Genomic DNA, 14,217 nt, shown 5'->3' on the forward strand with positions numbered 1-14,217 from the left:
TCAGCCGACCCACCGGTAGCGGCGCTCGGGCCTCCCCGTGCTGCCGTAGCGCAGCGCGACGTCCGCCCGTCCGACCTGCTTGAAGTGCTCGAGGTAGCGCCGGGCGCTGACCCGGGACATCCCGACCGACTCGGCGACCTCGCTCGCCGACAGGGCGTCGGTGGATGCCTTGAGCGCGTCCTCGACGAGCCGGGCGGTCTCGGGGCTCAGGCCCTTGGGCAGCGGCTGGGCGCTGCCGGCGGCGCGGAGGAAGACCCGGTCGACGTCCTCCTGCCCGACGACCTCGGCCCGGGCGAGCAGCGAGCGCTGGCCGGCGTACCGGCGCAGCCGCTCCTCGAGGTCGGCGAACCCGAAGGGCTTGAGCACGTAGTCGGCCACTCCGAGGCGGACGGCCGCACGGACCGAGTCGCTCTCCTTGGCGGCGGTGATGACGATGGCGTCGCACGGGTGCGGGCCGCCGCGCAGGTCGGCGAGCAGGTCCAGGCCGTAGCGGTCCGGCAGGTAGAGGTCGAGCAGCAGCAGGTCGGGGCGCAGCCGCGCGACGGCCTCCTCCGCCTCCGCCGCGGAGTGCGCGACCCCGACGACCTCGAAGCCCTCCGTCCGTTCGACGAAGCCCACGTGGATGCGCGCGACCATGAAGTCGTCGTCGACGACGAGCACCCGGATCACGGCCGGACCCCCTGCGGCGCAACGGGGTCCGCGATCGTCGGCGACGACGGGTCGACGAACGTGGACACGCCGAGCCGCGCGGTGAAGCGGGTCGTGCCGTCGAGGCGTTCGACGTCGATCTCGCCGCCGCGCCGCCGGCAGACCAGCCGGGTCAGGGCCAGCCCGACGCCGTGCTCCATCGGGTCGACGCGCTTGCTCGTGACGCCGTGCTCGAACAGGGTGGCGCGCAGCTCCTCCGGCACACCCGGACCCGAGTCGTCGACGACGATCTCGACGGTGCTGGCGTCCTGCCGGATGCGTACGCGCACGGACGGCGGTGTGGCAGAACCCTTCGGCGCGTGCTCGAAGGCGTTGTCGACGAGGTTGCCGAGCACCGTCGCGACGTCGGCGGCGTCGTGCGTCTCGAGCCGCTCGAGGCGCGAGTCGTCGGCGATCGTCAGGTCGATGCGCCGCTCGTTGGCGGTCGCCGCCTTGGCCATGAGCAGGGCCGCGATGGTCGGGTCACCGACGAGCGTCGTGACGACGAGGTCGAGGGCGGTGCGCTGCTCGCTCAGGGCATCCACGTAGCGGACGACCTCGTCGAGCTCGCCGATCTGGATGAGCCCGCTGATGGTGTGCAGCTGGTTGGCGAACTCGTGTGCCTGCGAACGCAGCACGTGCGCTGTCGACCGGAACGAGCCGATCTCGCGCTCGAGGTCGGCCATCTCCGTGCGGTCGCGCATCGTCGTCACCGTGCCCAGCACGCGGTCGCCGCTGACCACCCGCATCGTGCTCATGACGAGCACCCTCCCACGCCGGATGACGACCTCGTCGCGCGCCGCGGTGACGTGGTCGTCGGGGGACGCGTCCGACATCGAGCGGGGGTTCTCGCCGACGAGCACCTCGCGCAGCCGCCCCTCGATGCGCAGGTCGGCGATGGACGTCCCGACGGCGTGCTCGGGTAGGTCGAGCAGGCGTCGGGCGACCTCGTTGACGAGGGTGATGCGGTGCTGGGGGTCGAGCGCGATGACCCCCTCGGCGATGCCCCGGAGCATCGCCTCGCGGTGCTCGGCCAGGCCGGCGATCTCGCGCGGCTCCATCCCGCGGGTCTGCCGCTTGATCCGGCGCGAGAGGAGCCACGAGCCGCCGAGGCCGACCAGGAGGGCGATGCCGAGGTAGGTGAGCAGGTAGGAGCTGGTGCCCTGCAACCGTTCCCACGTCGTCGGCGCTTCTTCGGCGACCATGACGGTGCCGAGCAGCTCGCCGGCGCGCGTGGGAGTGGTCGGGTCCTTGTCGTCGTCGTCTCCGGCGAGCACCGGCACCTGCGAGGCGAGGTACTCACGGCCGTCGAGGGTGAGCGTCCCTGACCAGCTCCCGCCGCGGGCGACGCGCGGGTCGCCGAGGGGCAGCCGCTCCTCCTCGAGCGAGGGGTCGGTCGAGACGCGGACGTCGAGGTCGGGCTCGGCGAAGGTCACCGACGTGACGTTGGCCTGGGCGACGAGCCCGAGCCCGAGCGTCGCGAGTCCGGTGCGGGACTCGGGCTGGTCGAGGTTGGCGCGCACGAGCGGGTTGACGGCCAGCTGCTCGCCGAGGGCCGACACCCGCCGCCCCTCGGTGCGCTCGAAGGTCGCCGCCGACTGCGCGAGCGACACCGCCGCCACCGCCACGAGGACGACGACGATGATCGCGAGCTGGAGCGCGAAGAGCTGCCCGGCGAGGGTCGCCCGGCGTCGTCGACGCGTGACCACTATGTACTCAACCTCCGTTGCGGACGAAAGCGCGACAGGCTCCACACCGGTCGCCCACGATCATCGCGTTCCACTCCACCACAGGAAAGGGATCTCGACGATGAGACTCCACCGCATCGCGCTCGGCGCGCTCGTCGCGGCCACGCTGGCCCTCACCGGCTGCGGCGCCACGAAGGACCAGGGCAGCGGGGGTGCGGCCTCCTCCGGTGGCGGCGCGCCGGCGACCGGCCTCCAGTACATGGTCCCGAACAGCCCCGGCGGCGGCTACGACACGACCGCCCGCACCGCGGCCCAGGTGATGGAGAAGGAGAAGATCACCGGCAGCGTCCAGGTCTTCAACCTCCCCGGCGCCGGTGGCACGGTCGGCCTCCAGCGGGTCGTCAACGAGAAGGGCAACGGCAAGCTCGCGATGCAGATGGGGCTCGGCGTCGTCGGCGCCGCGTACACCCAGAAGTCGCAGGCCAAGCTGTCGGAGACCACCCCGATCGCCAAGCTCATCGAGGAGGCCGGCGCGATCGTCGTGCCCTCGGACTCCCCGTACCAGGACATCACCTCGCTCGTCGCGGCGTGGAAGAAGGACCCGAAGTCCCTCGCCGTCGGCGGCGGCTCCTCGCCCGGCGGCCCCGACCACCTCCTGCCGATGCGCCTGGCGGACGCCGCGGGCATCGACCCGAAGACGGTCAGCTACGTCAGCTACGACGGCGGTGGCGAGCTCCTCCCGGCCATCCTCGGCAAGAAGATCGCCTTCGGGGCCAGCGGCTTCGGCGAGTTCCTCGACCAGGTCGAGGCCGGCGACGTCAAGATCCTCGCGGTGACCAGCGCCGAGCGCGTCGCGGCCCTGCCCGACGTCCCGACGCTCAAGGAGAGCGGCATCGACCTCGAGTTCACCAACTGGCGTGGCGTCGTCGCCCCGCCCGGCATCTCCGACGCGGACAAGCAGGTCTGGATCGACGCCTTCACGAAGATGCACGACTCGCAGGCCTGGAAGGACGAGCTCGAGAAGCGCGGCTGGGTCGACGCCTTCGCCACCGGCGACGAGTTCGGTGCCTTCATCGCCGACCAGGACACGCGCGTCGCCGACGTCCTGACCACCCTCGGCCTGGCCTGACATGAGCACCGAGGCCACCACCGCCCCGGAGGGCACCTCGCCCTCCGGGGCGGGTCCCCTCGGCCGGGTCAGGGACCGCGCACAGCTCGGCCTGTGCGCGGCCCTGGCCGTCGTCGGCGTCGTCGTCCTCGTCGACGCCGCGAGCCTCGGCAAGGTCACGAGCAGCAACGACCCCATCGGTCCGCGGGCGATGCCCTACGTCGTCGGCGGGCTGCTCCTCGTCGTCGCCGTCCTCTACGCCCTCGACGTCCTGCGCGGCGGGGTCGGCGAGGCCGAGGCCGGCGAGGACGTCGAGCTCGGCCAGCGCTCCGACTGGAAGACCGTCGGCATCCTCGCCGGCGCGTTCGCGCTCAACGCCCTGCTCATCGAGCCGCTCGGCTGGGTCATCAGCGGTGCGCTGCTGTTCTTCCTCTCCGCGTTCGCGCTCGGCAACCGCCACCACGTCCGCGGGCTCGCGATCGGCATCGCGATGTCGCTCGTCACCTTCTACGCCTTCGCCATCGGGCTCGGGGTCAACCTGCCCGCCGGCATCCTCCAGGGGATCCTCTGATGGACAACGTCAACGCCCTGCTCGGCGGCTTCGCCGACGTCATCACGCCGATGAACCTCCTCATCGCGCTGCTCGGGGTCACCGTCGGCACCGCCGTCGGCGTCCTGCCCGGCATCGGCCCGGCGATGACCGTCGCGCTCCTGCTGCCCGTCACCTACGGCCTGCCGGTCGAGCAGTCGCTCATCCTCTTCGGCGGCATCTTCTACGGCGGCATGTACGGCGGGTCGACGACCTCGATCCTCCTCAACACCCCCGGCGAGTCCGCCTCGGTCGTCACCGCCCTCGAGGGCAACAAGATGGCCAAGGCCGGCCGGGCCGCCCAGGCGCTCGCGACCTCGGCCATCGGCTCGTTCGTCGCGGGCACCATCGCCACCGCGGCCATCGTCTTCGTCATGCCGCAGGTCGTCGACTTCGCGATCACGCTCGGATCGCCCGAGTTCCTGGCGATCATCCTCGTCGCCTTCGTCGGCACCGCGGCCATCCTCGGCTCCTCGCGGCTGCGGGGCTTCGCGGCGCTGCTCGTCGGGCTCGCGCTCGGTCTCGTCGGCACCGACTTCGTCACCGGCCAGCAGCGGCTGACCTTCGGCAGCCCCTTCCTCGCCGACAACATCGACGTCGTCGTCGTCGCGGTCGGCATCTTCGCCGTCGGCGAGGCCCTCTGGGTCGCGGCGCACCTGCGGCGCAAGGCCGCCACGGTCATCCCCGTCGGCCGCCCGTGGATGTCGAAGCAGGACTGGGGCCGCTCGTGGAAGCCGTGGCTGCGCGGCACCGCGCTGGGCTTCCCCTTCGGGGCGATCCCCGCCGGCGGCGCCGAGATCCCGACGTTCCTCTCGTACCTGACCGAGCGGAAGCTGACCAAGCACCCCGAGGAGTTCGGCAAGGGCGCCATCGAGGGTGTCGCCGGGCCCGAGGCCGCGAACAACGCGTCGGCCGCCGGCACGATGGTGCCGCTGCTCGCGCTCGGCCTGCCGACCAACGCGACCGCGGCGATCATCATCGCGGCGTTCATGTCCTACGGCATCGAGCCCGGGCCGCTGCTGCTCACCAAGGAGCCCGACCTCGTCTGGATGCTCGTCGCGAGCCTCTTCATCGGCAACTTCTTCCTGCTGGTGCTCAACCTGCCGCTCGCGCCGACCTGGGCGAAGCTGCTGCGCATCCCGCGGCCCTACCTCTACGCGGGGATCCTCTTCTTCGCGTCGATGGGCGCCTACGCGGTCAACGCCCAGCCGTTCGACCTCTTCCTGCTCCTCGCCCTCGGCTTCCTCGGCTTCGCGATGCGGCGCTTCGGCCTGCCGGTGCTGCCGCTCATCGTCGGCACCATCCTCGGCCCGCTGTTCGAGCGGCACATGCGGCGCTCGCTGCAGACGACCGGTGGCGACATCTCCGGTCTCGTCGGCGGACCGGTCGCGTGGGTCTGCTACGCGTTCGTCCTCGCGGTCCTCCTCTGGCCGCTCGTCGCGAAGCTGCTGGGCCGTGGCCGTGGCCGCAGCGGCGACGGTCCGGACGACGACGGGACCTCGCATCCTCCGGGTGTCCCGGTCCACGAGACGGCGCAGTGGGGGTGACCGGGCGATGACCGTTCTCGTGGGCTACGTCCCCAACGCCCTCGGCGAGGCCACCCTGCGCGCCGGCGTCGAGGAGTCGCGCCGCCGCTCCGAGCCGCTCGTCGTGCTCAACATGTCGCGCGACGACGTCCTCGTCGACGCCCGCCGTGCCCCGGCCGACGACCTGCAGCGCGTCGACCGCGACGTGCGCGAGCTCGGCGTCGACGTCGAGGTCGTCCAGGTCGAGGAGGGCGGCGACGCCGCCGAGGCCCTCGTCGAGGCGGCGACGACGCACCGTGCGTCCGTGCTCGTCATCGGTCTGCGGCACCGCAGCGCCGTCGGCAAGCTCATCCTCGGGTCGGTCGCCCAACGCGTCCTGCTCGGGGCGCCGTGCCCGGTGCTCGCGGTCAAGGCGCAGTCGTGAGCGGCGTGCCGGAGGTGGCGGTGTCGACCGCGGACCTCTACGACGAGCACGGCGACGCGCTGCAGTCCTGCTCGCTCCAGCTGCGGCACGTCGGCGGACGCCGGCAGTTCACCGGGCCCGTGGCGACCATCCGGTGCCACCGCGACAACGCGCTCGTCAAGGCCACGCTGGCGACGCCCGGCGAGGGCCGGGTGCTCGTCGTCGACGGCGGGGGCTCGTTGGAGTCGGCGCTCGTCGGTGACCTCATCGCCGGCTCGGCGGTGTCGAACGGCTGGGCGGGCGTCGTCGTCCACGGCGCCGTGCGCGACTCGGTGGCCATCGGCGGCCTGCCGCTCGGCGTGCTCGCGCTCGGCACGAACCCGCGCAAGTCGGCCAAGGACGGCGTCGGCGAGGTCGACGTGCCGGTCGCGTTCGGCGGGGTCGAGTTCGTCCCCGGCGCGACCCTGTGGGCCGACGAGGACGGCATCCTCGTCACCCGCCCCTGACCCCGACGGCCCCAGACCCCGACGGACCCTGACCCCGACGGACCCGGGACCCCAGCTCCCACCCGTCGAGTGAACAGAACACGCCGTGTGCAGCCCTCTGCGCGCGGCGTGTTCTGTTCACTCGACGGGGTCAGGCGCCGGGTCAGGGCGGCGCCGGCGGGTCAAGCTCGGTCGGGGGCGGCGTCGAGGCGCTCGAGGATGCGGCGCAGCGTCGCGCGGTCGGCGGCCGGCAGCCGGGCGAACGATGCCTCGGCGGCCTCGCGCCGGGCGGCGTCGACCCGGCCGAGCAGCGCCCCACCCTCGTCGGTGACGATGACGACCTGCGCCCGCCGGTCGTCCGGGTCCGGGGAGCGCCGGGCCAGGCCGCGCTCCTCGAGCGCGTCGACGACGTCGGTGACCGAACGCGGCGCGACCCGCAGGTGCTGCGCGAGCTCGCCGAGGCGCATCGAGCCGTGGTGCGCGAGCACGCGCAGCGCCCGGGCGTGGTGCGGCGCGAGGTCGTAGGGCTCGAAGGCCACCATCCCGCGGCGGCGCAGGTCGCGGGCGACGCGCATCACGAGGTCGCCGAGGTCGAGGTCGGCGGCGGGGCGGTCGTCGCGGGGTCCGTGCACGCCGGGAATGGTAACGCGAGGTCGTGTGTTGGGCTCATTGTGAGGTAGCCTCAGCAATAGTCCGACCGAGAAGGAGGGGTGCCCGTGACAGCGGCCCCGACCCAGACCCCCGCCCGCCCCGCGGCGCGCCACGACGCGGGAGGCCGCGGCGGACGCGGTGTCCTCTCCGTAGACCCGCGCGACCGCGCCCGCCTCGAGGAGGCGCCGGTCAGCCTGCGCCGCGTCCTCGCCCTTTTCGCGCCGCACCGCGGCCGCATCGCCGTCGTCGTCGGCATCATCGTCGTCACGAGCGTCGTCGGGCTCGCCCAGCCGTTCCTCGTCCGCGAGGTCGTCGACGTCGCCATCCCGCAGCAGGACGTGCGGCTCCTCGTGCTGGCCGTCGCCGCGATGGTCACCGTCGCCGCCGTCACCCAGCTGCTCGGCGTCGTGCAGACCTGGCTCTCGACGCAGGTCGGCCAGCGCGTCATGCACGGCCTGCGCACCACAGTCTTCACCCACCTCCAGCGCCAGTCGCTCGGCTTCTTCACCCGCACGCGCGGCGGCGAGGTGCAGTCGCGCCTCGTCAACGACGTCGGCGGGATGCAGGGCGTCGTCACCTCGACCGCGACGTCCATCGCCTCGAACGTCACGACCGCCGTCGCCACCGCGGTCGCGATGGTCGCCCTCTCGTGGCGGCTGTCGCTGCTCTCGCTCCTCGTCGTGCCGCCGGCGATCTGGCTGACCCGCAAGGTCGCGCTGATGCGCCGCGAGGTCACGGCCCGTCAGCAGCGCCGGCTCGCCGACCTCAACGCCCAGATCGAGGAGGGGCTGTCGGTCTCCGGCATCCGCCTCGCGAAGACGCTCGGCACGACCGCGCACTCGGCGCGGCGCTTCGCCGACACCTCCGAGGACCTCGTCGGGCTCGAGCTGCGCGCGCAGCTCGCCGGGCGCTGGCGGATGGCGACGATGCAGATCGTCTTCGCGGTCATCCCCGCGCTCGTCTACCTCGCGGCCGGGCTGCCGGCGACGTCCGGCGGCATGACCATCGGCACGCTCGTCGCCTTCACCGCGCTGCAGGGCGGCATCTTCCGGCCGCTCATGGGGCTGCTCAACGTCACCGCGCAGTGGGTGGCCTCGATGGCCCTGTTCTCGCGCGTCTTCGAGTACCTCGACCTCGTGCCGGACGTGCCCGCGCCGACGCACCCGGTGCCGATGGACCCCGCGGGGGTGGCCGGCCACGTGCGGGTCGAGGGCGCGACCGTGCGCTACCCCGGGTCGGCGCGCGACGCGGTGTCGGGCGTGACGCTGGACGTGCCCGCCGGGTCAACCCTGGCCCTCGTCGGGCCCACCGGCTCGGGCAAGTCGACGGTCGCCGGGCTCCTCGGGCGGCTGCTCGACCCCGACGCGGGCCGGGTGACGGTCGACGGGGTCGACGTGCGCGACCTCGACCCCGACGTGCTCGCGTCCGTCGTCGGGACGGTCTCGCAGGAGAGCTACCTCGTCCACGCGACCGTCCGCGAGAACCTCCTGCTCGCCCGACCGGAGGCCACCGAGGCCGAGCTCTGGCGGGCGCTCGGCGCCGCCCAGGTCGCCGACCTCGTCGCGTCGCTGCCCGAGGGGCTCGACACGGTCGTCGGGGCGCGCGGCCACCGGTTCAGCGGCGGCGAGCAGCAGCGGCTGGCCGTCGCCCGGACCATCCTGCGCGACCCGCCGGTGCTCGTCCTCGACGAGGCGACCTCCGCCCTCGACACCGCCACCGAGCGCGCGCTGCAGTCCGCGCTCGACGAGCTGGCCCGCGGCCGGACGACGGTGACCATCGCCCACCGGCTCTCCACCGTGCGGCGCGCCGACCGCATCGCGGTGCTGGACGCCGGCCGGGTCGTCGAGTCCGGCACGCACGACGAGCTGCTCGCCCTCGGCGGTCGGTACGCCGACCTCGTCGCCGCCGCCGAGGGCGCCCCCGCCACCGTCCCCGCCTGACGTCAGCCACACGGACCCCACGCGTATCGGGTGACCCGATACGGCCGCGCTCCACCCGAGTTCCGTTTCCGGGTAGAGCGCAGGGTTGTCGGGTCACCCGATACGCGTGTGACACGAAGCCGGAGCGGTGGGTGGTCTCGGGTGCGAGACACGATGGTGCCCCGCGTGCTGGCCGGCGCGGCGCCCCGGCCCTCCAATGGGAGGCATGACCCAGACCCCCGCCGCCACCGCCGCGCTGCCCGACCGTGTCGTCGTCGGCGCCGGTCCGCTGACCGTCGAGGAGGTCGTCGCGGTCGCCCGGCACGGCGCGCGGGTCGTGCTCGACGCCGCCGCGCTGGCCGAGGTCCGCCGCACCCGGGGGATCATCCGGGACCTCGCCGACGACACCGTGCCGCACTACGGCATCTCCACCGGCTTCGGCGCGCTCGCGACCCGGCACATCCCCGTCGACCTGCGGCACCGGTTGCAGCGCAGCCTGATCCGCAGCCACGCGGCGGGGTCAGGACCCGAGGTGGAGCGCGAGGTCGTGCGTGCGCTCATGCTCCTGCGGGTCGCCACGCTGGCCACCGGGCGCACCGGCATCCGCGAGGAGACGCTGCGCATCTACGCCGGGATGCTCGACGCCGGCATCACCCCGGTCGTCCACGAGTACGGCTCGCTCGGTTGCTCCGGCGACCTCGCCCCGCTGTCGCACTGTGCCCTCGCGTTGATGGGGGAGGGCGAGGTCCGCGACGCCGCGGGGCAGCGGATGCCGGCCACCGTTGCGCTGGCGGCCGCCGGCCTCGCGCCCGTCGAGCTCGAGGAGAAGGAGGGGCTGGCGCTCGTCAACGGCACCGACGGCATGCTCGGGATGCTCTGCCTCGCCCTGCACGACCTGCGCGCCCTGCTCGTCGTGGCCGACGTCGCCGCGGCCATGTCCGTCGAGGGACTGCTCGGCACCGACGACGTGTTCGCCGCCGACCTCCACGCGCTGCGCCCGCAACCGGGACAGGCCGTGTCGGCCGCGAACATCCGGACGGTGATGGCGCACAGCCCGATCCGCGAGTCACACCGCACCGAGGAGTGCACCCGCGTCCAGGACGCCTACTCACTGCGCTGCGCCCCGCAGGTCGCCGGTGGGGCGCGCGACACGGTCGACCACGCCGCCCGCGTCGCCGGGTACGAGCTCGCGTCGGCCGTCGACAACCCGGTCGTCACGCCGGACGGCCGCGTCGAGTCCAACGGCAACTTCCACGGCGCGCCCGTCGCCTACGTGCTCGACTTCCTCGCGATCGTCGCCGCCGACGTCGCCTCGATGTCCGAGCGCCGCACCGACCGGTTCCTCGACGTCGCGCGCAGCCACGGCCTGCCGCCGTTCCTCGCCGACGACCCGGGTGTCGACAGCGGCCACATGATCGCCCAGTACACGCAGGCGGCGATCGTCTCGGAGATGAAGCGCCTCGCCGCGCCGGCATCGGTCGACTCCATCCCGTCCTCGGCGATGCAGGAGGACCACGTCTCGATGGGCTGGTCCGGGGCCCGCAAGCTGCGTCGCTCCGTCGACGGGCTCGCCCGGGTGCTCGCCGTCGAGGTGCTGACGGCGGCCCGGGGGCTGCGGCTGCGGGCGCCGCTCGAGCCGGCGCCGGCCACCGGGGCGGTCGTAGCGGCCCTCACCGCGGCCGGGGCCGGCGAGCCCGGCCCGGACCGCTTCCTCGCGCCCGAGATCGAGGTCGCGCACCGGCTCGTCGTCGACGGCACCGTCCGCCGCGTCGTCGAGGAGCACACCGGCCCCCTCGCCTGACCCTCCCTCATCGCGAACGCGTGTGAAATCGCCGGAGACCCCCGGCGATTTCACACACGTTCGCGGAAGGGTGCGGGGTTGGGGGTCAGGGGCGGCGGGTGGCGCGGACGACGAGGTCGTCGTGGTGGTGGGCGCCGGACCCGCCGCTGATGCTCCGCGGCCGGCGCTCCGGCCCGACGACGTCCCAGCCCTCGCCGAGGCCCGCCGCGACGCCGGCCGGCGAGAGCAGCAGGTCGGGGTCGAAGCCGTGCTCGATGGCGCGCTCGCGGTCGACGTCGGCGTGGTGGACGACCACGAGCGTCCCGCCGGGGGCGACGAGCGAGGCCAGGCGCTCGACCGGCCCGGTCTCGAGGTCGAGCGCCGGGTAGAACACCGACACGAGGTCGAACCCGCCCACGGGCAGGTCGGCCTCGGCGAGCCCGGCGTGCACCCAGTCGACCAGCACCCCCGACGCCTCGGCGGCGGCCCGGGCACGCGCCAGGGCCACCCCGGACGGGTCGAGCGCGGTCACGGTCCAGCCCCGGGTCGCCAGCCACACGGCGTCGGCGCCCTCGCCGCAGCCGACGTCCAGGGCCCGCGCCGGGCTCAGCGTGGCGGCCTCGACGGTCAGCGCGTGGTTGGGCTCGCCGCTCCACACCCGGTCGAGCTCGGCGTAGCGCGCGTCCCAGGCCGACTCGTCGTCGCGCAGCGTCCGGCCGTGCGCCGGGTCGGGCTCGCCGGGGCCGTGGTCCGGGTGGCCCGGGGTCTCACCGTGGCGGTGCGCTTTGTGCGTCGTCATGCCCCGAGTGTGCTCCGGCGGCCACGGCCGCGTGGGCATCCCGTTGCCGTTCCGGCAAGCGCGCGACGCGCGAGGGGAGGCGACACGCAGGCGTCCGGGCCGAGACCCCTGCGTGTCGCCTCCCCTCGCGGAGCCGGCACCGGAGCGCACCCCGGCCACCGCGTCTCGCATCCCAGACGCCACCGCCCGTCGCCCCCTCGCACCGGCGACGGCACGCCGCGACAGTGGGATGACTGCGACGAAGGAGACCCGAGATGGACGGCGCCCGCCCGGTCCGCGCACCCCGCGGCAGCACCCTGACCGCCCGCCAGTGGAGCACCGAGGCCCCGCTGCGGATGCTCATGAACAACCTCGACCCCGAGGTCGCCGAGCGGCCGGACGACCTCGTCGTCTACGGCGGCACCGGCCGGGCCGCCCGCGACTGGCGCTCGTTCGACGCGATGGTGCGCACGCTGACCACGCTCAAGGCCGACGAGACGATGCTCGTCCAGAGCGGCCGCCCGGTCGGCGTCATGCAGACCCACGAGTGGGCGCCGCGCGTCCTCATCGCCAACTCCAACCTCGTCGGCGACTGGGCGACCTGGCCCGAGTTCCGCCGCCTCGAGCACCTCGGCCTGACGATGTACGGCCAGATGACGGCCGGCTCCTGGATCTACATCGGCACCCAGGGCATCGTCCAGGGCACCTACGAGACCTTCGCGGCCGTCGCCGAGAAGCGCTTCAACGGCACGCTCGCCGGCACCCTCACGCTGACCGCCGGCTGCGGCGGGATGGGCGGCGCGCAGCCGCTCGCGGTGACGATGAACGGCGGCGCGTGCCTCGTCGTCGACGTCGACCCCGCCCGCCTGCACCGCCGGGTCGAGCACCGCTACCTCGACGAGGTCGCCGACGGGCTCGACGACGCCGTCGAGCGGGTGCTGCGCGCCAAGGACGAGCGGCGCGCGCTCTCGGTCGGCGTCGAGGGCAACGCGGCCGAGGTCTTCCCCGAGCTGCTGCGCCGCGGAGTGCCGATCGACGTCGTCACCGACCAGACCAGCGCCCACGACCCGCTGTCCTACCTGCCCGAGGGCATCGGCCTCGACGAGTGGGCCGAGTACGCCGAGAAGAAGCCCGAGGAGTTCACCGACCGCGCCCGGGCGTCGATGGCCCGCCACGTCGAGGCGATGGTCGGCTTCCTCGACGCCGGCGCCGAGGTCTTCGACTACGGCAACAGCATCCGCGACGAGGCGCGCCAGGGCGGCTACGACCGCGCGTTCGACTTCCCCGGGTTCGTGCCGGCGTACATCCGCCCCCTGTTCTGCCAGGGCAAGGGGCCGTTCCGCTGGGCCGCGCTCTCGGGCGACCCGAAGGACATCGCGGCCACCGACCGCGCCGTCCTCGACCTCTTCCCCGACGACGACCGCCTGCACCGCTGGATGCGGGGGGCGCAGGAGCGCATCGCGTTCCAGGGCCTGCCGGCGCGCATCTGCTGGCTCGGGCAGGGCGAGCGCGACAAGGCCGGCCTGGCCATCAACGACCTCGTGCGCACCGGCGAGGTCAGCGCGCCCGTCGTCATCGGCCGCGACCACCTCGACACCGGGTCGGTCGCGAGCCCCTACCGCGAGACCGAGTCGATGCTCGACGGCTCCGACGCGATCGCCGACTGGCCGCTGCTCAACGCGCTCGTCAACACCGCGTCCGGCGCGAGCTGGGTCTCGATCCACCACGGGGGCGGCGTCGGCATCGGCCGCTCGCTGCACGCCGGCCAGGTGAGCCTCGCCGACGGCACCGACCTCGCCGCGCAGAAGCTCGAGCGGGTGCTGACCAACGACCCGGCGATGGGCGTCATCCGGCACGTCGACGCCGGCTACGAGGAGGCCGAGCGGACCGCCGAGGCCCAGGGCGTGCGCGTCCCGATGCGCGAGTCCTGACCCCGAGATGCCCACTGATTGCGAGTTCCGCCGCCGACACGCCGCCGGAACGGCGGGTCGAGCGGCGGAACTCGCAAGAAGTCGGGGGGTGGGGCCGGGGTCAGCGGGGGGTGACGGGGTCGGTGACGTCCGCGACGTCGGCGTCGAGGGCGGCGACGAGGGCATCGGCCCCGACCGTGGCCGCGACGCCGTGGGCGCCGGCGCCGATCGAGACCGTGCGCCCGGTCAGCGTCGCGTCGGCGACGACCGGCAGGCGCCGCAGCGCCCCGAACGGCGTGATGGTGCCGCGCTCGTACCCGGTGACGTCGCGGGCGACGTCGGCCGGCGGCATCGAGAGCCGGTTGACGCCGAGGTGCGCCCGCAGCTTGGGCCACGAGATCTCGCGGTCGCCCGGAACGAGGACGAAGAGGTGGTCGTCGTCGCCGCGGCGCACGACGAGCGTCTTGACGATGCCCGACGGCTCGACCCCGCGCAGCCGGGCCGCCTCCTCGAGCGAGCCGACGCGACCGTGGCTCGTGATGTCGTACGCGAGCCCCGACTCGGCGAGGGCGGCACGTGCGCGGTCGGCTCCGTCATCCATCCGCCCAGCGTAGGACCGGTGCCCGGGCGGGCTCGTCTCGCACCCAAGACAATCGGCCTGCACCTCCGCCACCACGCCCCCGGCCGAGTTGG

The 14,217-nt window shown here is 74.0% G+C and carries 13 protein-coding genes; 8 read left to right on the top strand and 5 right to left on the bottom strand.

Features of this window, described 5'->3' with window-relative positions:
- Complete coding sequence (locus tag KMZ30_RS13710) at positions 1–669, bottom strand: response regulator (RefSeq protein ID WP_030526348.1); 669 nt, start codon at positions 667–669, stop codon at positions 1–3.
- The gene (locus tag KMZ30_RS22380; protein ID WP_308279759.1) at positions 666–2,396 is read right to left on the bottom strand and encodes a sensor histidine kinase; all 1,731 of its coding nucleotides are present in this window, start codon (positions 2,394–2,396) and stop codon (positions 666–668) included. Before KMZ30_RS22380 ends, KMZ30_RS13710 begins: the two co-directional genes overlap by 4 nt.
- Positions 2,397–2,496: 100 nt before the next feature.
- On the opposite strand from KMZ30_RS22380, the gene KMZ30_RS13720 reads away from it, so the two are divergent.
- Genes KMZ30_RS13720 through rraA form a run of 5 tightly spaced genes read left to right on the top strand, consistent with a single transcriptional unit; the run spans position 2,497 to position 6,507 of the window.
- Entirely contained in the window at positions 2,497–3,504 is a 1,008-nt protein-coding gene (locus tag KMZ30_RS13720) for a Bug family tripartite tricarboxylate transporter substrate binding protein (protein WP_215513081.1), read from the top strand.
- 1 nt (position 3,505) lies between these two features.
- Positions 3,506–4,054 carry a tripartite tricarboxylate transporter TctB family protein gene (locus KMZ30_RS13725; protein WP_215513080.1) on the top strand — a complete coding sequence of 183 codons (549 nt, stop codon included), beginning with the start codon at positions 3,506–3,508 and terminating at the stop codon, positions 4,052–4,054.
- Complete coding sequence (locus KMZ30_RS13730; RefSeq protein ID WP_215513079.1) at positions 4,054–5,619, top strand: tripartite tricarboxylate transporter permease; 1,566 nt, start codon at positions 4,054–4,056, stop codon at positions 5,617–5,619. The genes KMZ30_RS13725 and KMZ30_RS13730 overlap by 1 nt, the downstream gene beginning before the upstream one ends.
- Before the next feature lie 7 nt (positions 5,620–5,626).
- Entirely contained in the window at positions 5,627–6,022 is a 396-nt protein-coding gene (locus KMZ30_RS13735) for a universal stress protein (protein ID WP_207022254.1), read from the top strand.
- A gap of 14 nt (positions 6,023–6,036) precedes the next feature.
- On the top strand, positions 6,037–6,507 hold the full coding sequence (gene rraA, locus KMZ30_RS13740) for a ribonuclease E activity regulator RraA (RefSeq protein ID WP_215513146.1): 471 nt from the start codon (positions 6,037–6,039) through the stop codon (positions 6,505–6,507).
- Positions 6,508–6,668: 161 nt separating this feature from the next.
- On the opposite strand, the gene KMZ30_RS13745 is transcribed toward rraA, so the two are convergent.
- Positions 6,669–7,118, bottom strand: coding sequence for a MarR family winged helix-turn-helix transcriptional regulator (locus KMZ30_RS13745; protein WP_308279758.1), 450 nt, complete (start codon positions 7,116–7,118; stop codon positions 6,669–6,671).
- Between the two features lie 84 nt (positions 7,119–7,202).
- Here KMZ30_RS13745 and KMZ30_RS13750 point away from each other — a divergent pair, with 84 nt between their 5' ends.
- Both KMZ30_RS13750 and hutH read left to right on the top strand, forming a co-directional pair.
- Positions 7,203–9,077, top strand: coding sequence for an ABC transporter ATP-binding protein (locus KMZ30_RS13750; protein ID WP_215513078.1), 1,875 nt, complete (start codon positions 7,203–7,205; stop codon positions 9,075–9,077).
- A 196-nt stretch (positions 9,078–9,273) separates the two neighbouring features.
- Positions 9,274–10,857, top strand: coding sequence for a histidine ammonia-lyase (gene hutH / locus KMZ30_RS13755; protein ID WP_215513077.1), 1,584 nt, complete (start codon positions 9,274–9,276; stop codon positions 10,855–10,857).
- A gap of 85 nt (positions 10,858–10,942) precedes the next feature.
- Here the strand turns inward: hutH and KMZ30_RS13760 are convergent, their stop codons facing one another.
- Positions 10,943–11,635: a class I SAM-dependent methyltransferase gene (locus KMZ30_RS13760; RefSeq protein WP_215513076.1), complete on the bottom strand. Its 693-nt coding sequence runs from the start codon at positions 11,633–11,635 to the stop codon at positions 10,943–10,945.
- A 254-nt stretch (positions 11,636–11,889) separates the two neighbouring features.
- Between KMZ30_RS13760 and hutU the strand changes: the two genes are divergently transcribed.
- Entirely contained in the window at positions 11,890–13,545 is a 1,656-nt protein-coding gene (gene hutU / locus KMZ30_RS13765; RefSeq protein ID WP_215513075.1) for a urocanate hydratase, read from the top strand.
- A 100-nt stretch (positions 13,546–13,645) separates the two neighbouring features.
- Here hutU and KMZ30_RS13770 read toward each other — a convergent pair whose 3' ends face one another.
- Complete coding sequence (locus KMZ30_RS13770; RefSeq protein WP_207022259.1) at positions 13,646–14,125, bottom strand: aminoacyl-tRNA deacylase; 480 nt, start codon at positions 14,123–14,125, stop codon at positions 13,646–13,648.
- Positions 14,126–14,217: the final 92 nt, after the last annotated feature.

The organism is Phycicoccus mangrovi, assembly GCF_018729305.1.
In the GTDB taxonomy this organism is placed as follows: Bacteria; Actinomycetota; Actinomycetes; order Actinomycetales; family Dermatophilaceae; genus Phycicoccus; species Phycicoccus jejuensis.

What these genes read in the sequence shown, in the direction of transcription:
- KMZ30_RS13730 (WP_215513079.1), top strand. Translation starts at nt 4,054, where the DNA reads ATGGACAACGTCAACGCCCTGCTCGGCGGCTTCGCCGACGTCATCACG.
- KMZ30_RS13735 (WP_207022254.1), top strand. Translation starts at nt 5,627, where the DNA reads ATGACCGTTCTCGTGGGCTACGTCCCCAACGCCCTCGGCGAGGCCACC.
- KMZ30_RS13760 (WP_215513076.1), bottom strand. Translation starts at nt 11,635, where the DNA reads ATGACGACGCACAAAGCGCACCGCCACGGTGAGACCCCGGGCCACCCG.
- KMZ30_RS13720 (WP_215513081.1), top strand. Translation starts at nt 2,497, where the DNA reads ATGAGACTCCACCGCATCGCGCTCGGCGCGCTCGTCGCGGCCACGCTG.
- KMZ30_RS13725 (WP_215513080.1), top strand. Translation starts at nt 3,506, where the DNA reads ATGAGCACCGAGGCCACCACCGCCCCGGAGGGCACCTCGCCCTCCGGG.
- KMZ30_RS13770 (WP_207022259.1), bottom strand. Translation starts at nt 14,125, where the DNA reads ATGGATGACGGAGCCGACCGCGCACGTGCCGCCCTCGCCGAGTCGGGG.
- hutH (WP_215513077.1), top strand. Translation starts at nt 9,274, where the DNA reads ATGGGAGGCATGACCCAGACCCCCGCCGCCACCGCCGCGCTGCCCGAC.
- hutU (WP_215513075.1), top strand. Translation starts at nt 11,890, where the DNA reads ATGGACGGCGCCCGCCCGGTCCGCGCACCCCGCGGCAGCACCCTGACC.